At 62.3% G+C, this 25,502-nt stretch carries 28 protein-coding genes and 1 pseudogene; 22 read left to right on the top strand and 7 right to left on the bottom strand.

Features of this window, described 5'->3' with window-relative positions; translation table 11 throughout:
* The first annotated feature begins 25 nt into the window (after positions 1 to 25).
* Complete coding sequence (locus MNR02_RS14385; protein WP_241947259.1) at positions 26 to 1,057, top strand: hydroxyacid dehydrogenase; 1,032 nt, start codon at positions 26 to 28, stop codon at positions 1,055 to 1,057.
* A gap of 54 nt (positions 1,058 to 1,111) precedes the next feature.
* On the opposite strand, the pseudogene MNR02_RS14380 reads toward MNR02_RS14385, so the two are convergent.
* A pseudogene (locus MNR02_RS14380) lies at positions 1,112 to 1,341 on the bottom strand (GlsB/YeaQ/YmgE family stress response membrane protein).
* Positions 1,342 to 1,961: 620 nt separating this feature from the next.
* Between MNR02_RS14380 and MNR02_RS14375 the strand changes: the two are divergent.
* The 13 genes from MNR02_RS14375 (at position 1,962) to visR (ending at position 14,533) form a co-directional block, all read left to right on the top strand.
* Positions 1,962 to 3,560 carry a globin-coupled sensor protein gene (locus MNR02_RS14375; RefSeq protein WP_241948884.1) on the top strand — a complete coding sequence of 533 codons (1,599 nt, stop codon included), beginning with the start codon at positions 1,962 to 1,964 and terminating at the stop codon, positions 3,558 to 3,560.
* A 126-nt stretch (positions 3,561 to 3,686) separates the two neighbouring features.
* The gene (locus MNR02_RS14370; RefSeq protein WP_134649657.1) at positions 3,687 to 3,986 is read left to right on the top strand and encodes an STAS domain-containing protein; all 300 of its coding nucleotides are present in this window, start codon (positions 3,687 to 3,689) and stop codon (positions 3,984 to 3,986) included.
* The gene (gene cheY1, locus MNR02_RS14365) at positions 3,983 to 4,348 is read left to right on the top strand and encodes a chemotaxis response regulator CheY1 (RefSeq protein ID WP_134649658.1); all 366 of its coding nucleotides are present in this window, start codon (positions 3,983 to 3,985) and stop codon (positions 4,346 to 4,348) included. The genes MNR02_RS14370 and cheY1 overlap by 4 nt, the downstream gene beginning before the upstream one ends.
* A 25-nt stretch (positions 4,349 to 4,373) precedes the next feature.
* A complete protein-coding gene (locus tag MNR02_RS14360; protein ID WP_241947258.1) occupies positions 4,374 to 6,647 on the top strand; it encodes a chemotaxis protein CheA in 2,274 nt (757 codons plus the stop codon).
* A gap of 6 nt (positions 6,648 to 6,653) precedes the next feature.
* A complete protein-coding gene (locus tag MNR02_RS14355) occupies positions 6,654 to 7,118 on the top strand; it encodes a chemotaxis protein CheW (protein ID WP_241600343.1) in 465 nt (154 codons plus the stop codon).
* Positions 7,115 to 8,023: a protein-glutamate O-methyltransferase gene (gene cheR, locus MNR02_RS14350; protein ID WP_241947257.1), complete on the top strand. Its 909-nt coding sequence runs from the start codon at positions 7,115 to 7,117 to the stop codon at positions 8,021 to 8,023. The genes MNR02_RS14355 and cheR overlap by 4 nt, the downstream gene beginning before the upstream one ends.
* Complete coding sequence (cheB, locus tag MNR02_RS14345) at positions 8,020 to 9,084, top strand: protein-glutamate O-methylesterase CheB (protein ID WP_241600347.1); 1,065 nt, start codon at positions 8,020 to 8,022, stop codon at positions 9,082 to 9,084. The genes cheR and cheB overlap by 4 nt, the downstream gene beginning before the upstream one ends.
* On the top strand, positions 9,071 to 9,460 hold the full coding sequence (locus tag MNR02_RS14340; RefSeq protein WP_134649663.1) for a response regulator: 390 nt from the start codon (positions 9,071 to 9,073) through the stop codon (positions 9,458 to 9,460). Before cheB ends, MNR02_RS14340 begins: the two co-directional genes overlap by 14 nt.
* On the top strand, positions 9,457 to 10,011 hold the full coding sequence (cheD, locus tag MNR02_RS14335; RefSeq protein ID WP_241600350.1) for a chemoreceptor glutamine deamidase CheD: 555 nt from the start codon (positions 9,457 to 9,459) through the stop codon (positions 10,009 to 10,011). The genes MNR02_RS14340 and cheD overlap by 4 nt, the downstream gene beginning before the upstream one ends.
* A 97-nt stretch (positions 10,012 to 10,108) precedes the next feature.
* Positions 10,109 to 10,498, top strand: a complete 390-nt coding sequence (locus tag MNR02_RS14330) for a hypothetical protein (protein ID WP_241600351.1) — start codon at positions 10,109 to 10,111, stop codon at positions 10,496 to 10,498.
* Positions 10,499 to 10,760: 262 nt separating this feature from the next.
* Complete coding sequence (fliF, locus tag MNR02_RS14325; protein ID WP_241947256.1) at positions 10,761 to 12,455, top strand: flagellar basal-body MS-ring/collar protein FliF; 1,695 nt, start codon at positions 10,761 to 10,763, stop codon at positions 12,453 to 12,455.
* Positions 12,456 to 13,034: 579 nt separating this feature from the next.
* Positions 13,035 to 13,778, top strand: a complete 744-nt coding sequence (gene visN / locus MNR02_RS14320; protein WP_241947255.1) for a transcriptional regulator VisN — start codon at positions 13,035 to 13,037, stop codon at positions 13,776 to 13,778.
* Positions 13,779 to 13,789: 11 nt separating this feature from the next.
* Positions 13,790 to 14,533 carry a transcriptional regulator VisR gene (visR, locus tag MNR02_RS14315; RefSeq protein ID WP_241947254.1) on the top strand — a complete coding sequence of 248 codons (744 nt, stop codon included), beginning with the start codon at positions 13,790 to 13,792 and terminating at the stop codon, positions 14,531 to 14,533.
* A 50-nt stretch (positions 14,534 to 14,583) separates the two neighbouring features.
* Here the strand turns inward: visR and MNR02_RS14310 are convergent, their stop codons facing one another.
* The 6 genes from MNR02_RS14310 to motA form a co-directional block, all read right to left on the bottom strand.
* Complete coding sequence (locus tag MNR02_RS14310; protein WP_241600366.1) at positions 14,584 to 15,027, bottom strand: hypothetical protein; 444 nt, start codon at positions 15,025 to 15,027, stop codon at positions 14,584 to 14,586.
* Positions 15,028 to 15,032: 5 nt separating this feature from the next.
* A complete protein-coding gene (gene flhB / locus MNR02_RS14305) occupies positions 15,033 to 16,115 on the bottom strand; it encodes a flagellar biosynthesis protein FlhB (RefSeq protein ID WP_241600377.1) in 1,083 nt (360 codons plus the stop codon).
* Between the two features lie 111 nt (positions 16,116 to 16,226).
* The gene (gene fliG / locus MNR02_RS14300; RefSeq protein ID WP_241600379.1) at positions 16,227 to 17,264 is read right to left on the bottom strand and encodes a flagellar motor switch protein FliG; all 1,038 of its coding nucleotides are present in this window, start codon (positions 17,262 to 17,264) and stop codon (positions 16,227 to 16,229) included.
* A gap of 30 nt (positions 17,265 to 17,294) precedes the next feature.
* Entirely contained in the window at positions 17,295 to 17,846 is a 552-nt protein-coding gene (gene fliN, locus MNR02_RS14295) for a flagellar motor switch protein FliN (protein ID WP_241947253.1), read from the bottom strand.
* Between the two features lie 62 nt (positions 17,847 to 17,908).
* Positions 17,909 to 18,853 carry a FliM/FliN family flagellar motor switch protein gene (locus tag MNR02_RS14290; protein WP_241947252.1) on the bottom strand — a complete coding sequence of 315 codons (945 nt, stop codon included), beginning with the start codon at positions 18,851 to 18,853 and terminating at the stop codon, positions 17,909 to 17,911.
* Positions 18,854 to 18,856: 3 nt separating this feature from the next.
* Complete coding sequence (gene motA, locus MNR02_RS14285) at positions 18,857 to 19,735, bottom strand: flagellar motor stator protein MotA (RefSeq protein ID WP_134649673.1); 879 nt, start codon at positions 19,733 to 19,735, stop codon at positions 18,857 to 18,859.
* Between the two features lie 172 nt (positions 19,736 to 19,907).
* Here motA and MNR02_RS14280 point away from each other — a divergent pair, with 172 nt between their 5' ends.
* The 8 genes from MNR02_RS14280 (at position 19,908) to flgG (ending at position 25,498) form a co-directional block, all read left to right on the top strand.
* Entirely contained in the window at positions 19,908 to 20,687 is a 780-nt protein-coding gene (locus MNR02_RS14280) for a DUF1217 domain-containing protein (RefSeq protein WP_241947251.1), read from the top strand.
* A 2-nt stretch (positions 20,688 to 20,689) separates the two neighbouring features.
* Positions 20,690 to 21,415: a flagellar basal-body rod protein FlgF gene (flgF, locus tag MNR02_RS14275; protein ID WP_241600395.1), complete on the top strand. Its 726-nt coding sequence runs from the start codon at positions 20,690 to 20,692 to the stop codon at positions 21,413 to 21,415.
* A 3-nt stretch (positions 21,416 to 21,418) separates the two neighbouring features.
* On the top strand, positions 21,419 to 22,831 hold the full coding sequence (gene fliI, locus MNR02_RS14270; RefSeq protein ID WP_241947250.1) for a flagellar protein export ATPase FliI: 1,413 nt from the start codon (positions 21,419 to 21,421) through the stop codon (positions 22,829 to 22,831).
* A complete protein-coding gene (locus tag MNR02_RS14265; RefSeq protein ID WP_241600400.1) occupies positions 22,828 to 23,391 on the top strand; it encodes a flagellar protein in 564 nt (187 codons plus the stop codon). The genes fliI and MNR02_RS14265 overlap by 4 nt, the downstream gene beginning before the upstream one ends.
* A 185-nt stretch (positions 23,392 to 23,576) precedes the next feature.
* Positions 23,577 to 23,957, top strand: coding sequence for a flagellar basal body rod protein FlgB (gene flgB, locus MNR02_RS14260; RefSeq protein WP_241600402.1), 381 nt, complete (start codon positions 23,577 to 23,579; stop codon positions 23,955 to 23,957).
* Between the two features lie 3 nt (positions 23,958 to 23,960).
* Complete coding sequence (gene flgC, locus MNR02_RS14255; protein WP_134649678.1) at positions 23,961 to 24,380, top strand: flagellar basal body rod protein FlgC; 420 nt, start codon at positions 23,961 to 23,963, stop codon at positions 24,378 to 24,380.
* Positions 24,377 to 24,706: a flagellar hook-basal body complex protein FliE gene (locus MNR02_RS14250; protein ID WP_241947249.1), complete on the top strand. Its 330-nt coding sequence runs from the start codon at positions 24,377 to 24,379 to the stop codon at positions 24,704 to 24,706. The genes flgC and MNR02_RS14250 overlap by 4 nt, the downstream gene beginning before the upstream one ends.
* Positions 24,707 to 24,715: 9 nt before the next feature.
* Entirely contained in the window at positions 24,716 to 25,498 is a 783-nt protein-coding gene (flgG, locus tag MNR02_RS14245) for a flagellar basal-body rod protein FlgG (RefSeq protein ID WP_241600405.1), read from the top strand.
* Positions 25,499 to 25,502: the final 4 nt, after the last annotated feature.

The following is a 25,502-nucleotide window of genomic DNA, read 5'->3' as shown; positions in this document are numbered from 1 at the left end:
TCCGTTGGAACGATCCGGAGGAATCATGACCGACAACAGCCTGCCATTGGTGATCAGCGCGCCCGAGCCGCGTACGCTCGACCTTATCTTCACGCCCGCAGCGCGGGCCGAACTGCACCGGACCTACCGTGTCGTGGAGGCCGATCCCGATCATATTGCCGGGCTCGGCGACGATGTGCTCGCACAGGCACGCTATATCGTCGGCCAGCCGCCGCTGTCGTCCGAGACGCTGGCACGCATGCCGGCGCTGCGCGCGATCCTCAATGTCGAGAGCAATCTCATCAACAACATGCCCTACGAGGTTCTGTTCGCGCGCGGTATCCATGTCGTGACGACGGGGCAGGTCTTTGCCGAGCCGGTCGCCGAGCTCGGGCTTGCCATGGCGCTGAACCTCGCGCGCGACGTAATCGATGCCGATCTGGATTTCCGCGAGGGCCGTGAACTGTGGGGCGGGGAGGGCAACGTTTCGGCGCGGCTGCTGTCGGGGTCGGAGATCGGCATCGTCGGTTTCGGCGATCTCGGGCGTGCGCTGAACCGCGTGCTTTCCGGCTTCCGCGCCAGGATCCGCGTGTTCGATCCCTGGCTACCGCCGTCCTTGCTCAGGGAAGCGGGCACCGAGCCGGCATCGCTTTCGGACGTTCTCACCATGAGCGACTTCGTCTTCGTCGTCGCGTCGGTGACCAGCGACAACAAGGGCTTTCTGGGCGCGGATGCTTTTGCCTCGATGCGCAGGGGCGCAGCCTTCATCCTGCTCAGCCGGGCGGATGTGGTGGACTTCCTGGCGCTGATGAATGCCGTCGGTTCCGGGCATATCGTGGCGGCAAGCGATGTCTATCCCGAAGAGCCCTTGCCGCTCGACCATCCGGTACGCCGTCTCAAGGGTTTCGTGCGCTCCGCCCACCGGGCCGGCGCGCTCGACGTTGCCTTCAAGAAGATGGGCGACATGGTGCTGGAGGACATGGCGCTGATGGATCGCGGCCTGCCGCCGATGCGCTGCAAGCGTGCCGAGCGCGAAACCGTATCGCGCATGCGCTCCAAACCGGTGAGCGTCAACTGATGCAAAAGGCCGTGGCGGTCTCCCGCCACGGCCTTCCTGTCTCGGATGGCGGAATCAGGCCCGCTTGATCACCTTGATCAGCACGAGCAGCACTACCGCACCGATCGTTGCGTGGAGGATGGCGGCGAGAATGCCGCTGCCGAGGCTGACGCCGATGGCAGGAAAGAGGAAACCGGCGACGATGCCGACGACGATATTACCGACTAGGCCAAAGCCGAAGCCCGATACGATAAGGCCTGCGAGCCAGCCGGCGATGAGAAAACGAGAATGCTTTCGATGCCCATGATGTGCTCCCTATGACAGTTGAAGTCTGTCGGGACTGAATCTGGCAGCCTCCACAAGGAAAGCAAGGGCTCGCAGCGGAATATCGACGCTCAGAAAACCCGTACTTTCCCAGGCGCGCGCGTCGCGTCGATATCGATCAGAAGATAGACTGCCGCAAGCGTGGTTGCTGCGATCAGAGTGGCGCCCAGCCCCAGAACAATCATTGCCCGTTCCTTCTGACATCATTGCCAGTTGAGGACTTTCTGTATGCGCGGGGGCTTGTGCGGGGCTGGCGTCGCATAAAGCCATGTTAATTTTAGCAAAGCCAGAAGATGCCAATGAACTATTAACCTTCAGGCAAGGAATTAACCATAAACATGGCTCTACACGTCGGAATGGGAAAAATCGCCTTTTCTCACCCAGGCATGATGCCGAACCGTCGTACCGGGTCTGAGCCGGTATTCGAGTTTCACCGAATTTGATCATGGATCGACGAGCGGCATGCTCATGCGCCGGATTCCGGCAGCACGCCGCTGTGTGGCCAAGGCCCGCGGGCCGGCCTTCTCCCCATGTGACAGTTCAGACGGCCGCCCGAAACGGCAGCCGGGCATTGTTGGTTTGGAGCGGATTGGTGCAGGAAATGCCGGCAGAACAGGCTCGAACGGGACAGGCAGCCAGCCTGCGCGACCGTTTGCGCTTTGCCGGGATGGAAACCGCCCATGGCGACACGCTGCGCCGCCACCGCCAGACGCTCGAGCGCCACGTCGAAACCGCGCTCCGCGACCTCTTCCAGCGTTTCCAGACATTCCCCGATGCCGCCAGGCATTTCCAGAGCGAGCGCCAGATCGATCGCCTTCACGACCTGCAGAGCGCGCACTGGAACGTGCTGACCGACGCGCGCTTCGATGGGCTCTATGCCGAGCGGGTCAAGGTTCTCTCCGACACCGAAAGCCAGATGGGCCTCGACCCGCGCTGGCGCATCGCCGGTCATGCGGTCGTCATGGAGACGGTCGTCAACGGCCTGATCGAGCAATACTGGCCGAAGTCCATCCTGCCCGGCGCCGGCAAGGCCCGCCGCAAGGAACTCTCCGAGCTCGTTTCGGCCTTCCTGCGCACCGCGATGATCGATGCCGAAATCGGTGTCTCCCTGCGCTTCAACGAATTGCGCCATTCCCACCATAAGGCACTCGCCGAGCAGCGCCGCGAAGACCGCGCCGAACTCGACCGGGTCTTCGGCGATACGATCCGTGGCCTGTCGGAACTGGATTTTTCGGGCCGTGTTACGGGTGAGATGCCCGACGCCTGGCGCGACATGGCGGAGACGCTGAACGGAGCCCTCGGCGAAATCCAAGCACATCTTTCCTCGGCCGCCGATCGCGCCGCTGAGGGTGATCGTCTTGTGGGCACGCTTGCCAGCGGCGCACATACGCTTTCCGTCCGCTCGGGCGAGCAGTCGGCCACTTTGCTGGAGACGGCAAACGCGCTTGGCAGCATCGTCGAACGCGTCCGCCAGACGCTTGCCGAAACCCGCAAGGCGCAGTCCGCGGCGCTGGCGACGCAGGATTCGGTCACCCAGAGCGGCAGCATCGTCGGCGAGGCCATGTCGGCCATGGCCGATATCGAGGCGTCTGCCGAGAAGATCGGCCAGATCATCGGCGTGATCGATGAGATCGCCTTCCAGACCAACCTTCTCGCCCTCAATGCCGGCATCGAGGCCGCGCGTGCCGGAGACAGCGGCCGCGGGTTTGCCGTGGTGGCACAGGAAGTGCGCGCGCTCGCCCAGCGCTCCGCCGACGCCGCGCGCGAGATCAAGCACCTGGTGACGGGCACGAAGGCGCAGGTCGAGGCGGGCGTAGAGCACGTCCACCGCACCCAGGATGCCATCGGCAGCATCGTTCGCCAGGTCGAGGGCATCAATGCGGCGATTACCGGGATCGTGCGCGAAAGCGCGGTCGACGCCGAGGGGCTGGAAGGTGTGGCCGCCGGCATCGATCGTGCAGGCCGTGCGCTCGAAACCGACGCCGGTGACGCTGGCCGCGTCGGCGCCATGGGCGGCGACCTCAACACGGTCATCCTCGAACTCGGTCGCACGATCCGCGCTTTCCGTGTCGCAGCGCCCCGCGAGGAGCGCGCTGAACGTTCGGCGACCATGGCATCGCGCCCCGTTGCGAGGGATATCCAGGCACCAGCCGCTCCGCTCGACCTGCTGACGGCGCGGGCCGTCGGCCATGGAGGTTGAGATGACGAGCAGGCGTCCCCGTCACTGGTTCTCAACGGCGCGCAGCCGGTCCTCGGAAGAAAGTCAGCCGCCCGCACCGCGCAACACAATCTCGGTTTCGCTCAGACGCAGACAAGGAACACCCTAATGGCGAGCAAGAAAGCCGCTCAGAAAAGTCTAAGCCTTGCCCCGGTCCTCGATCTCAACGAGGCGACGGCGCTGCATGCGCAGCTCATGGGCCTCAAGGGCGGCCCCCTCGTTATCGACGCTTCGGCGGTCGAGCGCGTCGGTGCGCTCTGCGCGCAGGTCCTCATGGCCGGCGCGAAGAGCTGGGAAGAAGACAAGCAGCCGTTCACCTTCGCCAAGGTGTCCGAGCCGTTCATGAAAACCATGCAGCTTATCGGCGTGAATATTGATCACTTGCTGGCACAGGAGGCTAGGCAATGAAGAAGAAAGTGCTGACCGTGGATGATTCCCGGACAATCCGGAACATGCTTCTCGTTACGCTCAACAATGCGGGCTTCGAGACCATCCAGGCCGAAGACGGTGTCGAGGGCCTTGAGGTTCTGGAGACCTCCAATCCCGATGTCATCGTGACCGACATCAACATGCCGCGCCTCGATGGCTTCGGCTTCATCGAGGGCGTTCGCCGCAACGAGAAGTTCCGCGCGATCCCGATCCTCGTCCTGACGACGGAAAGCGATGCGGAGAAGAAGAACCGCGCACGCCAGGCCGGCGCTACGGGCTGGATCGTCAAGCCGTTCGACCCGACCAAGCTGATCGATGCAATCGAGCGCGTAACCGCCTAATTCACGAAGTCCGGGATTCCTGCCGATGGATATGAACGAAATCAAAGAGATCTTCTTCCAGGAGTGCGAAGAGCAACTCGCGGAATTGGAATCCGGGCTTTTGAAGCTGAATGACGGTGACCGTGATCCCGAAACGGTCAACGCCGTTTTCCGCGCGGTCCATTCGATCAAGGGCGGCGCCGGCGCCTTCGGCCTCGACGATCTCGTCTCGTTTGCCCATGTGTTCGAGACGACACTGGATTGCGTTCGATCCAACAAGCTGGAACCGACCCAGGATGTCCTGAAGGTCATGCTGAAATCCGCCGACGTGCTGGCGGACCTGACAAATGCCGCCCGTGACGGCGGCAGTGTCGATGAAGCGCGCAGCCGCACGCTCATCCGCGAACTGGAGGCGCTCGCCCATGGCGAGACGCATGCCGCAGAACCTGCGGCACCGAAGCCGGTCGCTGCCGCGCCCAAGCCGGCCGAACCGGCACCCGTCGTTGCAAAGCCCGAAGTCAATGACGAGGGCTTCCAGCCAATCCCGTTCTCCTTCGGCGATTTCGATGAGGAGCCGGCTGCGAAATACGTCCCGACCTGCCAGATCGTTTTCAGGCCCAATCGGGAACTGTATGCCAAGGGCAACGAAGCTGTCCTTTTGCTGCGCGATCTCTCCCGCCTCGGCGAGATGAGCGTCTATTGCGACATGGACAGGTTGCCGCCGCTGGACAAGATGAACCCGGAGGAAGCCTATTTCTCCTGGAAAATGTCCGTCACCACCGACAAGGGCGAGGACGGCGTGCGCTCCGTCTTCGAATTTGCCGAATGGGACTGCGAACTCGATGTCCGCACGATCGAGGAAGAAGTCACGGGTGAGGCAGCTGACGACGACGAGCCGCCCATGCAGGCCGTTCCTTTCGATCTCTCGTTGCTTGAGGACGGCCCGGCCGTGAGCGGCGACGAAGAACCGGTTGTAAGCGAAAGCGACGCGACGGCTGCCATCGCCGCTGCCGACACCGCCAGCAAGGTCGCGCAGGTCGCCAGCCGCGCCGCAGAGAACGCCAAGGCAGCCGCAGCTGCTACGGCCGCGCAGGCAAGCCAGGCATCCGCTGCCGGTCAGACCATCCGCGTTGACCTCGATCGTGTCGATCGCCTGATCAACCTCGTCGGCGAGCTGGTGATCAACCAGGCCATGCTCTCGCAGAGCGTCGTCGAGAATGACAACAACGGCGTCAGCTCCATCAATATGGGCCTCGAGGAGCTGCAGCAGCTCACCCGCGAGATCCAGGATTCGGTGATGGCGATCCGCGCGCAGCCGGTAAAGCCGGTCTTCCAGCGCATGGCCCGTACCGTCCGTGAAATCGCCGATATCACCGGCAAGTCCGTCCGGCTCATCACGGAGGGCGAGAACACCGAAGTCGACAAGACCGTCATCGACAAGCTCGCCGAGCCGCTGACGCACATGATCCGCAACGCGGTCGACCATGGCCTGGAAATGCCGGAGAAGCGCGAGGCGCTCGGCAAGAACCCCGAAGGCACTGTCCGCCTGACCGCAAAGCACCGCTCGGGCCGTATCGTCATCGAGCTTGCCGACGACGGCGCCGGCATCAACCGCGAGAAGGTGCGCCAGAAGGCGATCGACAACGACCTGATCGCGGCCGATGCGAACCTGTCCGACGAGGAAATCGACAACCTGATCTTCCACGCCGGCTTTTCCACCGCCGACAAGGTGTCGGACCTCTCGGGCCGCGGCGTCGGCATGGACGTGGTCAAGCGCTCGATCCAGGCGCTCGGCGGCCGCATTTCCATCTCGTCCAAGCCCGGCCAGGGTTCGGTCTTCACCATGAGCCTGCCGCTGACGCTCGCCGTGCTTGATGGCATGGTGGTTACGGTGGCCGGCCAGACGCTGGTCGTTCCACTGACGGCCATAGTCGAGACGCTGCAGCCGGAAGCCTCCGCCATTCATTCGTTCGGCGCCTCGCAGCGGCTCATCTCGATCCGCAATTCGTTCTGCCCGCTGGTGGATGTCGGGCGGATCCTCAACTTCCGCGCCACGCAGGCCAACCCGATCGAGGGTGTCGCCCTGCTCGTGGAATCGGAAGGCGGCGGCCAGCGCGCCCTCATGGTCGATGCGATCCAAGGGCAGCGTCAGGTCGTCATCAAGAGCCTGGAGGCCAACTACACCCACGTTCCGGGCATCGCCGCAGCGACCATCCTGGGCGACGGGCGCGTGGCGCTCATCCTGGATGTCGACGCCGTTGTCGCCGCTTCGCGCGGCCAGCCCCTGCGCCAAGACATCTCGCTTGCTGCCACCGGTTAAGACGCCATGACGTACGCGGTCAAGAATCTCATCGACGGGCATGAACTGATCGCCTTTAGGATCGGCGACCAGGAATTCTGCGTGAACATCATGTCGGTGCGGGAAATCCGTGGATGGACCCCGGCGACGCGGATGCCGCACGCGCCGCCGCATGTGCTTGGCGTAATCAACCTTCGTGGCGCGGTGCTGCCCATCATCGACATGTCGCAGCGTCTCGGCATGAAGCGCACAGAGCCGACCGTTCGCCATGTCATCATCGTCGCGCAGGTCGGTCCGGCGACGGTGGGGCTGCTCGTCGATGCGGTCTCGGACATCCTGACCATTACGGACGAAAACATCCAGCCCACGCCCGACATTGCGAACGAGACGGAGAAGGCCTACGCGCGCGGCATTCTCGCGATCGAAGGCCGCATGATCTGCCTCATCGATCTTGGCGTCCTGTTCCCGCATATCGAAAGTGAAGCCGCATGACCTATTCTCCGGCCATCGATACAAGACAATCTCCGGACGAATGTCTCGCAAGCGGCGAGTACCCGCTGACGCGTCGCGACCTCTCAGAGATCGCCGCGATGATCTATACGGATGCCGGCATCTATCTCAACGAGACGAAGGCCTCGCTCGTCTATTCGCGCCTGTCGAAGCATATCCGCCAGCTCGGCCTCAAGGGCTTCCGGGAATATTGCGCGCTTGTGTCCTCTCCGGAGGGCGCCGGGCCGCGCAAGGAGATGCTGTCGCATCTGACGACGAATTTCACGCGCTTCTTCCGTGAGAACCATCATTTCGAGCATCTTCGCAGCGATGTGCTGCCGGAGCTTCTTGCCCGTGCCCGTAACGGTGGCCGCGTGCGCATCTGGTCGGCGGCGTGCTCCGACGGGCAGGAGCCCTATTCGATCGCACTCACGGTTCTGTCGCTGATGCCGAATGCGGCGGATTACGATTTCCGCATCCTGGCAACCGATATCGACCCGAAGATCCTGGCGATCGCCCGCGCCGGCGCCTATGACGCGACGGCGCTCGAAACCATCGAGCCCGCGATGCGCAAGCAGTTTTTTCGCGAGACCGAGGTCGCCGGCCGCCAGAAATGGCAGATCGACGACCGTGTGAAGCGCCTCATCACGTTCAACGAGCTGAACCTGATGGCCCAGTGGCCGTTCAAGGGGCCATTCGACGTGATCTTCTGCCGCAACGTCGTCATCTATTTCGACGAGCCGACGCAGGTGCGGATCTGGTCCCGCTTCGCCGATATGCTCGCCGACAACGGTCACCTCTACATCGGCCATTCCGAGCGCGTTTCGGGCGACGCGAAGGGCCAGTTCGACAATATCGGCATCACGACCTACCGATACACGGGCAAGAACAGGGGGAGGGGCGCATGACGGCACCCGCACGCGTACTTGTCGTCGACGATTCACCGACCATGCGCGGCCTCATCACGGCCGTGCTCAATGCCGATCCCGACGTCACCGTCATCGGCCAGGCCAGCGATGCGATGGAAGCCCGCAACGCGATCAAGCAGCTCGATCCCGATGTCGTGACACTCGACATCGAGATGCCGAACATGAACGGGCTGGAGTTTCTCGACAAGATCATGAAGCTTCGCCCCATGCCGGTGATCATGGTCTCTACCCTGACCCATCGCGGCGCCGAAGCCTCGTTGATGGCGCTGGAGATCGGCGCGTTCGATTGTGTCGGCAAGCCGCAGCCGGGCGAGGTTCGTCCCTTCGGTGACCTCGCCGAGAAGGTGAAGGCCGCGGCCCGTTCTCAGCGCCGTCTGCGTACCGATCCGCCGCCGGTGGCGCCGGTCGCGGCGAATGCGGCCCTTAGCACCTATCGGCCCGGGCGCAAGATCATCGCCATCGGTGCGTCGACGGGCGGCGTCGAGGCGCTGATCACGGTTTTGCAGAAGTTTCCGGTGAACTGCCCGCCGACTGTGATCACCCAGCACATGCCATCGACCTTCACCAAGAGTTTCGCGGACCGCCTGAACAGGCTCTGCGCGCCCGTCGTGCAGGAAGCGACGGATGGTGCGCGGCTGGAAATCGGGAAGATCTACCTCGCGCCCGGTGGCGAGCGTCACCTGCAGGTCGTCAATCCGCATGCACCCTGTTGCCGCCTGGTGGACCGCGATCCCGTCAATGGCCACCGTCCATCGGTGGATGTGCTGTTCGATTCCGTCGCGGAACTCGCCGGCCGCAACGCTGTCGGCGCCATTCTCACCGGCATGGGCCGGGACGGCGCGGCGGGACTTTTGAAGATGCGCCACGCCGGGGCGCGGACCATCGGCCAGAATGAGAAAACCTGCGTGGTTTATGGAATGCCCAGGGTCGCTTTCGAACTGGGCGCCGTGGAACACCAATTTCCACTCTCCTCCATCGGCGAGGAAATCCTGAAGATCACTGCGGCCATAGAGAAGGAAGCGAACAATGTCTCTCGCTGAAAAAATAAAAGTACTGATCGTCGATGATCAGGTGACCAGCCGTCTGCTTCTGGGCGATGCCCTGCAGCAGCTCGGCTTCAAGCAGATCACGGCGGCCGGCGACGGTGCGCAGGGCATGGCAATCATGACCCAGCAGCCACACCATCTCGTCATCTCCGACTTCAACATGCCGAAGATGGACGGGATCGAGTTCCTTCAGGCAGTGCGGTCCAACCCCACCACCAAGAAAGCGGCTTTCATCATCCTCACCGCGCAGGGCGACCGCGCGCTGGTGCAGAAGGCGGCCGCGCTCGGTGCGAACAACGTTCTGGCCAAGCCGTTCACCATCGAAAAGATGAAGGCGGCGATCGAAGCCGTGTTCGGGGCATTGAAATGATATCAGATGCCGCGGCCCGCCGCGTCCACGTTATCCAGGGCGAATACAAGGTCGTCAACGATCCGAATGTGGTGTTGACCACCATCCTCGGTTCGTGCGTGGCCGCCTGCATGCGTGACCCGGTCATTGGTGTCGGCGGCATGAATCACTTCCTGCTGCCGGGCTCCGCCGGGGCGCTCGCCTCGGGCGGCGATGCGACACGCTACGGCGTCCACCTGATGGAGCTGCTGATCAACGGCCTGCTCAAGCAGGGCGCGAGACGCGACCGGCTTGAGGCGAAGATATTCGGCGGGGCAAGGACGATTGCGCGCTTCTCGAATGTCGGGGAACAAAACGCCCTCTTCGCGCGGCAGTTCCTGACGGATGAAGGCATCAAGATCGTCGGCGAAAGTACGGGTGGCGAATACGGCCGAAAATTGGAATACTGGCCTTCGACGGGCCGTGCCCGGCAATATGCGCTGACGGGCGTGGAGACGCAGAAAACGGTGGCGCTGGAACAGCGGCCCGTGCCCGTGGCCAAGCCGGCAGAAAGCTCGATCGAATTCTTCTAAGCGGCAGGGAAGCCGCAAGGAAATGCAAGTGTTACGTGAATTGCGTACCGGCAGGGGCAACAGCGCCGCCGGGCGTCGTACGGGAGAAGGGTCCCTCATGAATGCCGAGTATTTGACGACAGCGAGCGCCATGGAGGAAGCCCTTCCTGATGTCCTCATGCGCATCGTTTCCGAGCTGCACGATGTCGCCTACCTGATCGAGCGCATTGAGCCGCAGCTCGCCGCGGTGCATGGCGAGGCCTCCGGTGACAATGCGGAGCGTATGATGGTTTTGCAGGGCCTCGACCTTGCGGTCCAGAAGACGCGGGGGCTGGCGGAATTCATCGATACGATTACAGGCAGCATACCCGGCGGCTGGATCGTCGACGTCACGACAGCTCTCAATCTCGTGAAGCTTGCGGATATGCAGAAGGCGCTGAGCAATGGAAACCGGCACGGACACTCTCAGCCGCTCGGCAAGGCTGTCGGGGATTTCGAAGCCTTCTGATTGATCTGACACGGGAATTTTCGAACAGCAACGGCGCCGAAAGGCGCCGTTTTTCATTTGTCCAAACACTTCGCATGCGCAGCACCGCCATGTTCGCGCAAGTTTCGCCGTCTAGTCTCCACCTCGGATCAGTCAGGTCCGCGTATTCCATGGGGCAGACCGGCGTGCGGAAATGCCGGTCCCGTTCCACGAGATTGAAAATGCGTCTGAACGCGCCGGAATGTTGTCCGGCAGGCAGGCGACTAGTCCGTGCGGGAACAGAATGAATCTGTTGGAACAGTTGACGAAAGTCTACAAGAACCTGGCGTCGCTGGGGCAGGCGAAACTCGCGATGCTCGCAGGAGCCGCGGTGGTCTCGATCGGCCTTGTGCTCGCCGCCGGTATCCTTGTGAACAAGCCCGCTTACGAGACGCTTTATGTCGGTCTGGAAAAGTCCGATGTGAACCAGATCAGCATGGCTCTCGCCGAGGCAAGCATTGATTTCAACACGGGAACGGACGGCGCCAGCATCGCGGTTCCCGTCGGCCAGACCGGCAAGGCCCGGCTCTATCTCGCCGAACGCGGCCTGCCGAGCAGTGCCAATTCCGGTTACGAACTCTTCGACAAGGTCGGTTCTCTCGGCCTCACCTCCTTCATGCAGGAGGTGACACGCGTTCGTGCCCTTGAGGGCGAAATCGCTCGCACCATCCAGCAGATCAGCGGCATCGCCGCAGCCCGCGTCCATATCGTGATGCCGGAGCGCGGCAACTTCCGCAAAGCCGACCAGGTTCCCACCGCTTCCGTCATGATCCGCGCCAGTGCGCAGGCCGGCCGTGAATCGGCGGCCGCGATCCGCCATCTTGTTGCAGCCTCCGTTCCGGGCCTCGAAGTGGACGGTGTGACGATTCTCGATTCTGCCGGCCAGCTCCTCGCGTCCGGCGACGACCCGGAAAAAGGCATGCTCAATCGCTCGCTGACGGCCGTCCAGACGGTACAGAGCGAGATGGAGCGCAATATCGAGAAGGCGCTCGCGCCCTTCCTCGGCATGGACAATTTCCGCGCCAGTGTCACCGCCGCACTCAATACAGATACCCAGCAAATCCAGGAAACGGTCTACGATCCGGAATCGCGCGTCGAGCGCTCCATCCGCGTGACACGTGAAAGCCAGAAGTCCAGCCAGCAGGCCACCAACAAAGCCGCGACCGTCGAGCAGAACATTCCGCAGGGCGGCCCGCAGGGCAATGGTGACGGTCCGCAATCAAGCGACGAGGCCGACAAGAAGGAAGAGCAGACCAACTACGAGATCAACAGCAAGACGGTCGCCACCGTGCGCAACGGTGTGGCGGTCGAGAAGCTGTCCGTCGCCGTGGTCGTCAACCGCGCCCGCATCGCCGCGATGGTCGGCGAGCCCGCGGACCAGGCGAAGATCGACGCCTATCTCGCAGAAATGCAGAAGATCGTCTCTTCGGCGGCCGGCCTCAATACCGAGCGTGGCGACGTCGTGACCATCACGGCGATGGAATTCCTCGATCACCAGTTGCTGAACGATGCGGTGCCGGGCCCGGGCGTCATGGAAGTTCTGACGCGCAATCTTGGCGGCATCATCAATGCACTTGCCTTCGTCGGCGTGGCCTTCCTGGTCGTATGGTTCGGTCTGCGCCCGGCGGTCCGCTCCGTAACGGGGGGCGGTGCTGGAGCCAATGCGCTGGAAAGCGACGCGGCCGGTCTCGAACTGCCGGACTTCTCTCCCGCTTCCGGTATCGGTGGCCCCGGCGCCACCCTCATGGATGGCTTCGGCGCAGACTTCGGCTTCGACAGCACCGACGACCTGCTCAATGCGGGGGACGACAGCGAGGGCACCTTCAACCGCCGCGTCAAGGAAGGCCCGGAACGTCGCCTCAGCCGCATGGTCGAGATCAGCGAAGAGCGCGCCGCGAAAATCCTGCGCAAGTGGTCCGCAGAAAAAGAAGCCGCCTGACCGCCCATCACCTGAAAACGCCAATGAGAGCGCGGCCCAAGCGGGTCGCGTTCTGCGTTTCCGTACCGGCATTTGTGTGATTTTTGACGTCTGACTGTTGCTTCACGGCAACATCTTTGGCGTCTATTCGGCAGGATTTCCTACCTGAATGCGCCCTTTTTGCGACGACATCATTCACGGACGCGTGAATGCGTAAAAAAGTTTTCCGCTGACGCTATGACTGTCGCCGTCTCGTCGTTGCCGTCGATCATTAAATTAGAGTTCCATGAAATATTAACGACGACGACACGCTGAAAATAGTGAATGGTTAACAAATGGTTAACCGGATAGCTCATTACATTTGATGCGGATTCGATAAAAGCAAATCACCTGCGCACTGGCGATTCACAGAAGGCGGCAAAAGTAAATCCCGAGAAGAGGGCCATGGTCTTTGAAGGAGGTCGATGTACACTTTAGTTACTGATTCGCTTGGTGATTCCCGTCGATGCGGCCTGGTCGAAAAACAGATTCGGACGGTTCCGAACCTGTGACGATCCGGAGGCGGGGGCCCTCCAATCTGAATCGGAACAGGGGGCTATCATGGAAACGATGCGGTCGGATGCAGCGGCCTGGGAATCTTATGGATTCTCCGCCGAATCAGGTGAGCGTAAGAGTGCGCGTGAAATTCTTCTTCAGGAACTTGGGCGCTGTGCGGATCCCGCCGGCCTTTCGCCCGGGCTGAAGGCATTAACCGATTACGTCAGCGCGTCGCATTATCTTCTCGTCCGGCACGACGCCTCGCCCGAAGCAGGCCTCGATGTCGTCGTTGCGTCCGACTGGCCTTTCGACATGGTGCGTGGCATCGCCCGGACGGTGGGTGCCTCCCAGTCCCGGATGAGCGAGCTGGAGAAGTGCTTTTCCCTCCTCAAGCCATGCTTCCATCATCTGGCGGACAACGTGGCGGTGCCAATGGGCGTCAGCCGTGAATATTGCGTCATCGCGTTCCATGTCGGCCGGGTGCGCATGTCGCTCCTTCTCCTCTTTCCCGAGCATTTCATTCTTTCCCAGAGCAAGTTGCGCGACGTCGGCATCATGACCGGCTATTTCGCGAGCGTCTGCTGCGAGGGCGCTATCCTCCGGCAGGATCGGGAGATGGAGCTGACAGATCGGGAGATCGAGTGCCTCTACTGGATCGCGGAGGGCAAGACGAGCGGTGAGATCGCCGTGATTCTCGGCATCTCGCGCAACACGATCAACAACTACATCACCAGCGTCATGCGCAAGACGGCGACGAAGACACGGTCGGAGGCAATTGCCTGGGCCGTTCGTCACAGCTTGGTGTGAGGAGGAGCGTCATGGAAATCCAGCTTTCCGCCCCGCTTATCTCCGAAGCCGAAATCCGTCTGGCCCGGCCGCCGAAATCCGTGCGCGCAGCCGATTTCGTGTCCCGCCTTCAGGTGATGCAGACGGTGCTGGGCGCAGAGCATTTCGCCGTGCTGCGCCTGTCGGGCCAGGGCCTGCCCACCGCACGTAAGTTCACGCTGGCGCTGCACAACTGGGCCCAGGACGTGGACCGCAAGGCAGACCAGCTGCTGGGCGCCTACGATGCGGCGATGCTGGCGCATCTCGAGGCCTCCATGCTGCCCCTCATCTGGGAAGGCGCCGGCGGTAACCAGTTCGCTGTGGCGGGGGCCGAAATCTTTACCACGCGCCTGCCTGCCGGCGTGCTGCCGTGGTCGGGCATAGCCTTTCCCGTCAGGCTCGGCGCGCAGGGGAATGGATATGTCGTGTTCATCGGCAACTTCATCGCACCGTCCGGAGACCTGACGGTGGACCTGCACATGCAGAGCTGCCAGATCCTGATCGACATGCTGGCGGCTGACGAGAAGAAGCTCACGCCCGCGGAAGCCTTGAGCGAACGCGAGATCGCCTGCCTCCAGATGGCGGGTGATGGCTGCATTTCCGAAGTGATCGCCGAGAAGATGGGCCTTTCCGTGCATACGGTGAACGCCTATCTGGGCACGGCGACGACGAAGCTGGACGCGGTCAACCGCATCCAGGCCATCGCGAAGGCCATTCGGCTCGGCTACATCACCTGATGATGCCAAGGTGACCATGCATCCGCATGGTCTCGGCAGTGCCGTGGTGTTTAGTGGGCGTGATGAGACGCCGCTTCGCCCTTCACGTAGCGCGCTTCCTGCAGGCTCCTGCGCAGGAACGCCGTGTTGTCATCAGGGTCGGCGGCCGGATCGGTGAACGCGACATGCGTGACCTCGACGCCGGCGACATCCTTCTGAAGCATCAGGCGCGCATAGACCGTCACGCCCTGAGGGCGGATTTCCATGTCCAGCGTCACTTCCGGCTCCGTATCCCAGTCAAGACGATAGTCGCCGCCCGCGCCGAAATTGATCGTGCCGGGCAGGAAGTAGAGTTCGGCGGCCGAAGAGACCAGATCGGCCAGGTTCCCGTAGCACTCGAAACGCAACAATGACACGAGATCGGCAGCATCGAGCAGTCTGAGCTCAGTGGCGACCGGGCAGATTGCTTCGGCAACAATCTTCTCGCGTTCTGCGGAATAGGTGCATTTTCTCATCGGATTTAATTTACCCGTCTGGTCTGGGGCGAAGCTGCATAAACCCGGTGAATCAGCTCCGCCACTGCTTTGTAGAACACCGGCGGAATGACACTATCCACCGAGACTTGCGCAAACATTGAGCGTGCGAGCGGCGGATCTTCGAAAACGGGTATGCCATTCTCCTCCGCAATCTCGCGGATCTTGAGGGCGATGAGGTCCTGACCCTTGGCCACAACGACCGGCGCCTCGCCTTCTTCCCTCACATATCGCAGCGCAACGGCGAAGTGAGTCGGGTTGGCGATGACGAGTGTGGCGCGCGGGACAGCGGTGATCATGCGCCGGCGGATGCGGTCGCGCTGGATGGATCGCATGCGGGCCTTGACGATCGGGTCGCCCTGCGCCTGCTTCATTTCCTCCTTCACTTCCTGTTTCGTCATCATCAGCTCGGTGAACCAGTGATGGCGCGTCCAGGCAAAGTCGATGCCGGCAATAATGGCGGTCGCAAAGAGGATGATCAGGAGAACCTTGTTGACGTCCGTGCCCATCATGTAGAGCAGGGTGGCCGGCTCGGAGAACATCGTGTCGAGAGAAGAGAAGTAGTTGGTCTGCATCATGATGCCGACGACCAGCGACACGAGCAGGATCTTGATCAGCGACTTGGCGAATTCGACAAGTCCCTGCTTGCCGAAGAGGCGGGTAAGCCCCTTGATCGGGCTCAGCCGGTTCATCTGCGGCCGCACTCGCTCGAGAACGGGGCTCGGCAGGTTCTGGAAGACCGAGGACGCAACGCCGAAGAACATCATCATGATGAGGATGGGCATCAGAAGGCCAGCCGCTTCCCAGCCGAGATGGCGGAAAATGGCGATGACATCGGTGCCGGACTTGAGATTCCAGGCTTCCGGCTGTTCGAAGAAGTCTCGCAGCGTCTCGTTCATCCGCGCCACGCCGCCCGGCAGGAAGAAGACCAGATAGACGTAGATGGCGAGCGTCGAAGCGAAGATCGTGACCTCGCGGGAGAAAGGCGTATTGCCCTTCTCCATGGCATCGCGAATCTTCTTCTCGGTCGGAAGCTCTGTTTTGCTGTCCTTGTCGTCGTCGTCAGCCACGTTGCGCGCTCCGGCTTGATCCGCCTGCCAGAAAAGCAGACGGCCCGAACCCCCATGGGAGATTCGGGCCGGAAATACGCTCGGCTTGCGGGGTCAGCCTGTCAAGGCGGATCAGGCGGCCTGGGCTTCCTGTTCCTTTTCCTTCAACTGGATTTGTCCGGCTGCGGCAAGGCGGATGGCTTCCTGGGTGATCGAGCGGCGCGCGATGGCCACTTCGCGCGGATTCCCCAGGTCGCCCGCGGCAAGGTCGGATTCGATCATGCGGCGCTGGCGCGCGCCGATGGCGGAAAGGACGGATTCGCGAAGCTCCATCGATGCGCCGCGCAGGGCAGCGGTGATGATGTCGCCCGATACGTCGTTGAACAACGACACGCGGCTGCGTTGCGGCATGTAGAGCACGTCCTCGAAGAGGAAGATCTTCGGGCGAACCTTCTTGACCGATTCGGTCGAGACCGTTTCGAGCGACGCGAGCATCTCGTCGACCTGGGATTTCTCCAGTTCGTTCATGAGGTCGGCGACCTTGTTCGAGCCGACCGAGTTGCGTTCCGCATCCAGCGCTGAAATCATCTCGATAACGCGCGCTTCGACGATCGCCGTCGCCTTGGGGCTTGCGTCCTTGAGATTGACGGTACGGTTGATGATGTCGGCGCGATGGTCTTCCGGGATCTCCAGCAGCACCTTGGCGCCGAACGAGGACGGCATCATCGACAGGATATAGGCGATGGTCTGGGGGTGCTCGTTGAGCAGGAAACGTGCCACGAAAATCGGGTCGGCATCCTGAAGGCGATCCCAGATCGTCGTTTCGAAAGCCTGGAAGGCGGCGCGGCGGCCAAGCAGGCCATCCACCTCGTCCGGCGTCAGGCCTTCCTCGAGAATGCCTTCCATCATCTTGGCGTTGTCCATAAGGCCCGCGCCTTCGGTGAACAGGTCCTCGAACTCGTTGACGAGATCGATCAGTTCGTGCGGGGGAATGGCGCGCAGGTTCTGTGCGGCGGCAATGATTGCCTGGAGTTCACTCTGGGTGAAATACTTCAGGAGCTTGCCGGCGACACCCTTGCCCATGGCAAGCAGCACCGCTGCGGCTTTTTCCACCGGCGACAGCGGCGAACCAAGTGCCGTTGACGTGCCGAAATTTTCGAAATCCATCATGGATTGTCCCCCTGATCCCTTCAGTGGGTATCAGACTTTGCGTGTACTCTTCACTTCGATAAGCTTCACCCCGAAACGGGTGTCGTCGTTTTCCAGAACCGTGATTTCGCCGCGGCCGATGACACGGCCGTTGACCATCACCTCGACGGGCTCGCCGATCCTGCGGTCGAGCGCGATCGTCGCGCCCTCGCTGAGGTTCATGAGACCGGAGACCTGCATCTGCGAGGAGCCGAGAACGATCTGAAGATCGATCGGGATATCCATGATAAGGTCGAGGTTGGACTGCATGGCGCTACCCGGACGGGGCGCTTCCTTCACCTCGGCGGAGAAATCGCTGCCGGCGCCGAAATCCGAGCCACCGAAATCGGTGCCGCCGAAATCGGTGCTTGACGCACCGCCGCCGAAATCACCGCCGAAGGCCGCCAGCGGATCGTCGTCGATGGTGGCAGGAACGCCGCCGTCGAACGTGGCGTCCTGCTGTAGAACGCCGCGCAGATCGTCGATCGCTTGTTCCAGCTCATGGTCGCCCGCATTGATGGAAGGCGTGATGTCGTCAGCGATGGGTGTATTCTTCGGTGCCATAAGATCACTATTCCATTCGAAACTTGCCTGAGGCTAGCCGCCGGCCGATTGCCGGGTGCGAACTATCCGATGATGTGCTGGAGGATGTCGTCCTCCGAGCCGTAGGTATCCTTGACGCGAACCGTGTAGCGGGCGCCCGATCGCCCGAATTCGCAGACATAGAGGTTGCGCCCGTTGGCGTTCACGTCGACGCGCACGTCGCCCGCTTCGTTGAAGGGGATGATGTCGCCGGGCTGCAGGCGGCTGATCGTGTCGAGGGTCTGGGGCTCCAGGTGAATGCGCGCCTCGAGCGTCACCTTCGAACGGCGAACCTGCTCGCTGAGCTGCTCGCTCCATTCGGCGCGGGTCTTTGCGGCATTCGCCGGCCTTGGTGCCGTGATGACGGATTTCAGCAGCGTGCGCTGCGGAATGACGACATGGAAGGTCGAGAGTACCGGTCCGATGCCGACCGCCATGTTGACCATGGCGACATGCTCGTTCTGCGTGCCGTCCTCGACGGGCTTGCGAAGTTCCGCATTGTGCGCGGCGCCGAGCAGGGGTTCGAAGCTGGTCGCGCTGGACACTGCTGTTTTCAGGACGCCGGAAATCCGGTCGAACATCATGGCTGCAACGTCGAGCTCGATCTTGGAAAGCGGCCGGGGCTGCGGGTCCTCGATGGAATCGCTGACAGCGCCGAGCATGTTCTCGACAAGAGTGATGATCAGCGGGCTGTCGCATATCAGCGTGAAATGCTCGCACCAGTCACGCAGCGATGCGTCGCAGAAGGCCATGGCGCCGCCGAGACCTTCGGTCAGCTCGCCGTACTTGCCCGTGGCGAAGCCGGCATAGGACACGGCCACCTCGAAACCCAGCTCGCTTTCCAGCATGTCCGGCAGGAATTCGGAGAAGACATCGCCGAGCGTGGCGCAAAGCTTGGAGATCGTCTCCTGGTCGCCGAGCTTGCCGGTGAGGCGGGCAAGGACGATCGGATCCATGGACGGGGCTGCGGCTACGGGTGCTGTGCTCATCGATCAGGCCGCCTTCGTATCGCCGCCGCCACCCGGATTCATCATTTCCTGCTCCACGGCATCGATGGACGGGCGCTCGTAGGAGGAGATGGTCTTGCGGCCGTATTCCAGGGCAACCTGCGGGACCGAACCGTTCATGTAGGCGAGAAGGGTCTGCTTGACGATCACGTAGAGACGGTTCTGCTTTTCGCGCACCACCTTGATGTTGGTGGTGATGGGCGTGACGATGGAATAGGACAGGAAGATGCCGAGCATGGTGCCCACGAGCGCCGAGCCGATGAGGCCGCCGAGCACTTCGGGGGATTCGTTGATCTTCCCCATCGCCTTGATAACCCCGAGAACGGCGGCGATGATGCCGATGGCCGGAAAGGCGTCGCCCATGGTGGAGAGCGCCTGGTAGGGCTTCATCTTGTCGCGCGTGATCGTTTGGATTTCCTCGTCCATCAGCGCCTCGATCTCGTGGCTGCGGGCATTGCCGATGATGATGAGGCGGACATAATCGCAGATGAAGGCCGTCAGTTCCTTGTTGGCGAGAACCGTCGGCGCGGACTGGAAGATGGGCGATTCTGCCGGGTTGTCGATATGAGCCTCGATCTCGTTGCGCGACTTGGTGCGCAGATCCCGCATGAGGCTGTAGAGCACGCCCAGCGTATCGAGATAGTGGCGTTCCTTCGGAACCTTGTGCTTGAAGGCTTCTCCGAGCGCCTTGCCGGTTTCCTTGATCACCTTCATCGTGTTGGCGACGATGAAGCCGCCGACCCCGGCGCCGCCGATGATCAGGAGCTCGAATGGCTGGTTGAGCACTTCGACATGGCCGCCCATGGCCATGAAGCCGCCCAGGATACAGCCGATGGTGACGATGAGGCCGATTACAATGTTCATAAGCGCAGGTGTCCCGACACAATTCTGACCCTTCCGGGAATACGGTTCCAGCCTTGCGTGAAGCTGTACCGGGCGGCGGGTTCGTGGATCAGGTTCGCACAAGCAAAACCCCGCAGGATCATGGTTCAGAACGGGCCTTCGCGCCCTCGTGAACCTTGATCGGCGGGCCATCGTGACGACCACCTATACGAGCTACAAGCTGATTTCCTCCGACCTCCAGACATCGCTCACGCGCGTGTCGGAGCAGCCGGACGTCAAGCGCGAGACCGAATACTATCTGTCGAAGATCGGCGACGTTAAATCGGTCGACGACTTCTTCGCCGACAGCCGCCTTTACAACTACGCCATGAAGGCGCACGGCCTCGACGACATGGCCTATGCCAAGGCCTTCATGCGCAAGGTGCTGACGGAAGGCGTCGACGAGAAGGGCGCCTTCGCGAACCAGCTTTCGGACACACGCTACAAGGCATTGGCCGAATCGCTGAACTTCGCCCGCCACGGCGAGCTGGCGACCACCTTCGAGCGCGCCCAGAAAGGCATTGCCGACAAGTATATGCGCCAGACGCTGGAGGTCAGCGCCGGCGAGGACAATACCGGCGTGCGCCTCGCGCTCTATTTCGAACGCATGGCCTCGTCCATCACGTCGGGCTATTCCATCATCGCCGATGATGCGCTGGCGCAGGTCGTGCGCACGGCATTCCAGCTTCCCGCCGAGTTCGCCGCCACCGATGTGGACCGCCAGGCCGCACACTACGAGGACATCCTTGATCTCGACGACCTCAAGGATCCTGCGAAGGTCGGCAAGCTCCTCGAGCGCTTCACCGCGATGTGGGAACTCGAAAACCCCTCCGGCAGCTACGATCCGCTGACCGTCTTCCAGCCGTCCAGCCTGACCGGCATTTCGACGGACCTGCTTCTTTCCATCAACAACCTGAAACTCGGAGGCCGCTGAGCATGCAGACCGGGCTTTATGTCTCGCTTTCGTCCCAGATTGCACTCGACCGCCGCATGGCAACGCTCGCCGATAACGTCGCGAACTCCACGACCGTCGGTTTCCGCGCCACCGAAGTGAAGTTCAACCAGGTCGTCAGCGACCAGAAGAGCGCGGATGTTGCCTTCGTTTCGCAGGGTGAGGAATTCCTTTCGACCCGCAACGGCGGCCTGACGCAAACCAACGGCACGCTGGATTTCGCCATCAAGGGCGATGCCTGGTTCCAGGTGGAAACGCCCGCCGGCGCGACGCTCACCCGCGACGGACGCTTCACCCTGACGGAGGCGGGCGAACTCGTCACGCTGAACGGTTACCCCGTGCTCGATGCCGGCGGCGGTCCGATCCAGATCGACGGCAATGCCGGCCCGATCACACTCAGCGCCGACGGACAGCTCAATCAGAATGGCCGCCCGGTCGCAGCCCTCGGCATTTTCGAGGCCGACCTGTCCGGCGGTTTCGTGCGTGCCGGCAACAGCGGCATCATCCCGGCGCGGGCGCCCCAGCCGATCCTCGACCGGGTCGATGCCGGCGTGGTGCAGGGCTATGTCGAGGAATCGAACGTCAATGCCATCGCCGAGATGACGCAACTGATCCAGGTCACGCGCGCCTTCGAAAACATCGCGGCGCTGATGCGCGGTAGCGAGGATTCGATGAACGAGGCGGTCCGCACACTCGGGGGCAGCAAGTAAACCATGGGATCCCTAGGTTCCACGGCGAAGGTTCCCGGTACGGCCGACGGCGCGCGCAAGCTCAATGCGCTGGCCGGGCTGGTGCGGCGCTACGCGTCTCCGGAATTCTCGGTGGCCCATGGCGGTCACGTCCAGACCATCGCCGCCGGCAACTACACCGTCAGCGGCCTGTCGCGCCATGTGCGGCTCGGCGAGTTCGTCGCGCACAAGAGCGCGACTGGCGTGCATCTGGGGGAGGTCGTGCGCGTCGACACGGATTCGGTGGTGGTCTGCCCCATCGAGCCGGGCGAACCGATCGGCATTCACGACACGGTCATCCGCAAGGGCGCCTTCCGCGTCGCGCCGACCGCTTCTTGGTGCGGACGCACCATCAATGCGCTCGGCGAGCCCATCGATGGTCTCGGTGCGTTGGTCCAGGGTGATGTCCGCCGGTCGATTTCGAATTCAGCCCCGCCGTCGATGACGCGCAAGCGCGTCGAAACCGGCTTCAGCACGGGCGTTCGTGCCATCGATATCTTCGCGCCGCTCTGCCTTGGCCAGCGTCTCGGCATTTTCGCCGGCTCGGGTGTCGGCAAGTCGACACTCCTGTCCATGCTGGCGCGCGCTGACGCCTTTGACAAAGTTGTCATCGCGCTGGTCGGTGAACGTGGCCGCGAAGTGCGCGAATTCATCGAAGATACGCTTGGCGACAATCTCGCAAAGTCCGTCGCGGTCGTCGCCACCAGCGATGAAAGCCCGATGTTGCGCAAGATGGCGCCGCTGACGGCTGTGACGATCGCCGAGCACTATCGCGACCAGGGCGACAATGTGCTGTTGATCATCGACAGCGTCACGCGCTTCGCCCATGCCATCCGCGAAGTGGCGACAGCGTCGGGCGAGCCGCCGATCGCGCGTGGCTATCCGGCCTCGGTGTTTACCGAACTGCCGCGCCTGCTGGAGCGCGCCGGCCCGGGCGCGGAAGGCACCGGCAGCATCACCGCAATCATCTCGATCCTCGTCGACGGCGACAATCACAACGATCCGATTGCCGATTCGACGCGGGGCATTCTCGACGGGCACATCGTCATGGAGCGCAGCCTCGCGGAAGAGGGGCGCTATCCGCCCATCAACCCGCTCGCCTCGATCTCGCGTCTTGCCCGCAAGGCCTGGACGCCGGACCAGGAGAAGCTCGTGGGGCGGTTGAAATCGCTGATCCACCGTTTCGAGGAAACGCGCGACCTGCGCCTTATCGGTGGTTATCGCCCCGGCGCCGACCCCGATCTCGACATGGCGATCAAGCAGGTGCCGATCATCTATGAAGTATTGAAACAGACGCCGGGCGAGCGGCCGGCCGGCGATGCATTCACCGACCTGGCGACCGCGCTCAAGAACGCGGCCGCTCAACAGGGCGGCGCACCGGCCGTGCGAAGGGGATGACAGTGACGGATTTCGATGCGGATCAACCTGTTCAACCGCTGAAGCGGGTGGAAAAGGGACATTACAGCGCCGGCGACAAGATGCTCGTCGGGACAGGTGTGCTGCTCGCCGCGGGCGCGGCCTTCTTTCCCTGGTATGTCTTCCTCAATCCGGGGAAATTCTCCGTTCCGACGCTTTGGCAGGGATCGACCCGCAATCTGCCCGAGACGGCCGCAAAGGAAGTCATGAGCGTTTCGCCTGCCGCCATGGTGGACGACGACAAGACGCGGGCCCTCGACAGTCCCGATCCGGTTGCAACCGCCACTACATCGGGGCTCGGCAAGGAGAAGACGCTCGGCGCGCCCGTCGAGACGGGGCTGAACCAGCCGCTTCCGGCCAATTCGGGTTTCCGGCTCATGCATGTGGCAAACGGCCGTGCGCTGATCGAGGATGCGCGTGGCATGTATATCGTGCGCGTCGGCTCCATCCTGCCCGATAACAGCCGCCTGGCGACGCTGGAGCAGCGCGATGGCGCCTGGGTCATCGTCACCTCGAATGGCGACGTCATCAAGCGGAACTGACGGACAGAAAACCTGCCTTTTCGATTCGGCCGGCGGCGCTCCGTGTGCCTGCCGGCCGTTTGCCGTTTGGTGGCAGACTACTTTATTTCCCTGAAAATCAGGCACTTGCACGGTGGGTGCCGCAAGTGCAAGTCCCGCGCAAGATTGGTTCCATAGGTTCGCAGTGAACAAGGATGGAGCTTGTCATGCAACCGATACAACTGTTTGAACTGGCATCGAAACAGGCCGAATGGCTCGCGACCCGCCAGAGTGTCGTTGCAGGCAACATCGCCAACGTCAACACGCCCGGTTTCAAGGCGAAGGACGTTACCCCCTTTCAATCGGTGCTCGAAACCACGAGCGCCCGCATGGCGGCAACGCATCCCGGCCATTTCACCGAAACCGAAATGGCCAGCCGCGTCATCACGACCAAGCCCACCGAAGAGATCGGCGTGCAGGAATCCGGCAATACCGTCGGGCTTGCCGATGAGCTCATGAAAGAGGGGCAGGTCAAACGTGACTTCGAATTGAATGCCGGCCTCGTCAAGGCCTTTCATCGCATGATGCTGATGACAGTCAAAAGGTAAGAAATGGATCCGCTTGTAGCCTCCCTGAAAGTAGCAGCCTCCGGACTCGAGGCGCAGTCGACCCGTATTCGCATCGTTTCGGAAAATCTGGCCAATGCGCGCTCGACCGGCGACACACCCGGCGCCGATCCGTTCCGCCGCAAGACCGTCACCTTCACCTCCGAGCTGGATCGCCTGAGCGGTTCCTCCACGGTTGAGGTATCGCGCCTCGGTTTCGACGAGGGCGAGTTCACCACCGAATACGACCCCGGCAATCCGGCTGCGGATGAAAAGGGCTACGTCAAGATGCCGAACGTCAACGTGCTGGTCGAGATGGCCGACATGCGCGAGGCGAACCGCTCCTACGAAGCCAACCTGCAAAGCATCAAGCAATCGCGCGACCTGATCAGCGCGACCATCGACCTTCTGAGGGCCTCGCAATGATCGACAGCGTAAAGGGCGTCAGCTCCCTTTTTCCGAATGATGCCCTGTCGGGCGTCGACAAGGCGGCCTCCGGCCTCGTTTCGGGCGCCGCCGCGCAGGGCACCGGCCAGATGAGTTTCGCCCAGGTCATGGGCGATATGGCGACCGATATGACCAACGCGCTGAAGCTCAGCGAGACCAAGTCTTTCGACGCCATCCAGGGCAAGGCATCGACCCGTGAGGTTGTCGATGCCGTCATGAACGCCGAGCAGACGCTGCAGACCGCCATCGCCTTCCGCGACAAGGTCGTCACCGCCTATCTCGAAATCGCTAGAATGCAGATCTGAGGACCGGACATGAAAGCCCTTGCCATTGCCGCTACCGGCATGAACGCGCAGCAGACCAACCTCGAAGTCATCGCCAACAACATCGCGAACATCAATACGACGGGCTACAAGCGTGCCCGCGCGGAGTTCTCCGATCTGCTCTACCAGACGGAGCGCGCTGCCGGCGTGCCGAACCGGGCCAACCAGGCCGTGGTGCCGGAAGGCGTAATCGTCGGTCTCGGCGTCAAGACGGCTGCAGTGCGCAACCTGCATCTTCAGGGCGGCCTCGTTTCCACGGGCAACTCCTTCGACATGGCGCTCATCGGCCGCGGCTGGTTCCAGATCGAGGCGCCCGATGGCAGTACGCTCTACACCCGTGCCGGCGCTTTCAACACCAATGCGGAGGGTCAGATCGTCACCCTCGACGGCTACACGGTCGTTCCTGGCATGACAGTGCCTGTCGATGCGACGGAAGTGACCGTCAACAAGTCGGGCCAGGTCTTCGCGACGGTTGCGGGCCAGCAGCAGGAACTCGGCCAGATCACACTGGCGAACTTCGTCAACGAGGCCGGTCTCGAGCCGATGGGTGAGAACCTCTTCCGCGAAACCGCGGCCTCCGGCGCCGCCAATGTCGGCACGCCGAACGAGGAAGGCTTCGCCTACATCCAGCAGAACTACCTGGAAAGCTCCAACGTCGACCCGGTCAAGGAAATCACCGACCTCATCTCCGCCCAGCGCGCTTATGAGATGAATTCCAAGATCATCCAGGCCGCCGACGAGATGGCCGCCGTGGTCAGCAAGAACCTGAGATAGCAAC

Origin of the sequence: Shinella sp. H4-D48 (assembly GCF_022637395.1) — a bacterium.
GTDB classification, from domain to species: Bacteria; Pseudomonadota; Alphaproteobacteria; order Rhizobiales; family Rhizobiaceae; genus Shinella; species Shinella sedimenti.
Note: the sequence above shows the minus strand (reverse complement) of the source record. Positions and strands in the feature narration are given on the sequence as shown.

Coding starts and splice junctions, on each gene's coding strand:
- cheD (WP_241600350.1), top strand. CDS start 9,457: ATGATATCAGATGCCGCGGCCCGCCGCGTCCACGTTATCCAGGGCGAA.
- flgB (WP_241600402.1), top strand. CDS start 23,577: ATGCAACCGATACAACTGTTTGAACTGGCATCGAAACAGGCCGAATGG.
- MNR02_RS14310 (WP_241600366.1), bottom strand. CDS start 15,027: ATGAGAAAATGCACCTATTCCGCAGAACGCGAGAAGATTGTTGCCGAA.
- MNR02_RS14375 (WP_241948884.1), top strand. CDS start 1,962: ATGCCGGCAGAACAGGCTCGAACGGGACAGGCAGCCAGCCTGCGCGAC.
- MNR02_RS14360 (WP_241947258.1), top strand. CDS start 4,374: ATGGATATGAACGAAATCAAAGAGATCTTCTTCCAGGAGTGCGAAGAG.
- fliI (WP_241947250.1), top strand. CDS start 21,419: ATGGGATCCCTAGGTTCCACGGCGAAGGTTCCCGGTACGGCCGACGGC.
- MNR02_RS14385 (WP_241947259.1), top strand. CDS start 26: ATGACCGACAACAGCCTGCCATTGGTGATCAGCGCGCCCGAGCCGCGT.
- flgG (WP_241600405.1), top strand. CDS start 24,716: ATGAAAGCCCTTGCCATTGCCGCTACCGGCATGAACGCGCAGCAGACC.
- cheB (WP_241600347.1), top strand. CDS start 8,020: ATGACGGCACCCGCACGCGTACTTGTCGTCGACGATTCACCGACCATG.
- visN (WP_241947255.1), top strand. CDS start 13,035: ATGGAAACGATGCGGTCGGATGCAGCGGCCTGGGAATCTTATGGATTC.
- motA (WP_134649673.1), bottom strand. CDS start 19,735: ATGAACATTGTAATCGGCCTCATCGTCACCATCGGCTGTATCCTGGGC.
- cheY1 (WP_134649658.1), top strand. CDS start 3,983: ATGAAGAAGAAAGTGCTGACCGTGGATGATTCCCGGACAATCCGGAAC.
- flgC (WP_134649678.1), top strand. CDS start 23,961: ATGGATCCGCTTGTAGCCTCCCTGAAAGTAGCAGCCTCCGGACTCGAG.
- MNR02_RS14250 (WP_241947249.1), top strand. CDS start 24,377: ATGATCGACAGCGTAAAGGGCGTCAGCTCCCTTTTTCCGAATGATGCC.
- MNR02_RS14355 (WP_241600343.1), top strand. CDS start 6,654: ATGACGTACGCGGTCAAGAATCTCATCGACGGGCATGAACTGATCGCC.
- cheR (WP_241947257.1), top strand. CDS start 7,115: ATGACCTATTCTCCGGCCATCGATACAAGACAATCTCCGGACGAATGT.
- fliG (WP_241600379.1), bottom strand. CDS start 17,264: ATGATGGATTTCGAAAATTTCGGCACGTCAACGGCACTTGGTTCGCCG.
- MNR02_RS14290 (WP_241947252.1), bottom strand. CDS start 18,853: ATGAGCACAGCACCCGTAGCCGCAGCCCCGTCCATGGATCCGATCGTC.
- MNR02_RS14340 (WP_134649663.1), top strand. CDS start 9,071: ATGTCTCTCGCTGAAAAAATAAAAGTACTGATCGTCGATGATCAGGTG.
- flgF (WP_241600395.1), top strand. CDS start 20,690: ATGCAGACCGGGCTTTATGTCTCGCTTTCGTCCCAGATTGCACTCGAC.
- visR (WP_241947254.1), top strand. CDS start 13,790: ATGGAAATCCAGCTTTCCGCCCCGCTTATCTCCGAAGCCGAAATCCGT.
- MNR02_RS14330 (WP_241600351.1), top strand. CDS start 10,109: ATGAATGCCGAGTATTTGACGACAGCGAGCGCCATGGAGGAAGCCCTT.
- fliN (WP_241947253.1), bottom strand. CDS start 17,846: ATGGCACCGAAGAATACACCCATCGCTGACGACATCACGCCTTCCATC.
- fliF (WP_241947256.1), top strand. CDS start 10,761: ATGAATCTGTTGGAACAGTTGACGAAAGTCTACAAGAACCTGGCGTCG.
- MNR02_RS14265 (WP_241600400.1), top strand. CDS start 22,828: ATGACAGTGACGGATTTCGATGCGGATCAACCTGTTCAACCGCTGAAG.
- MNR02_RS14370 (WP_134649657.1), top strand. CDS start 3,687: ATGGCGAGCAAGAAAGCCGCTCAGAAAAGTCTAAGCCTTGCCCCGGTC.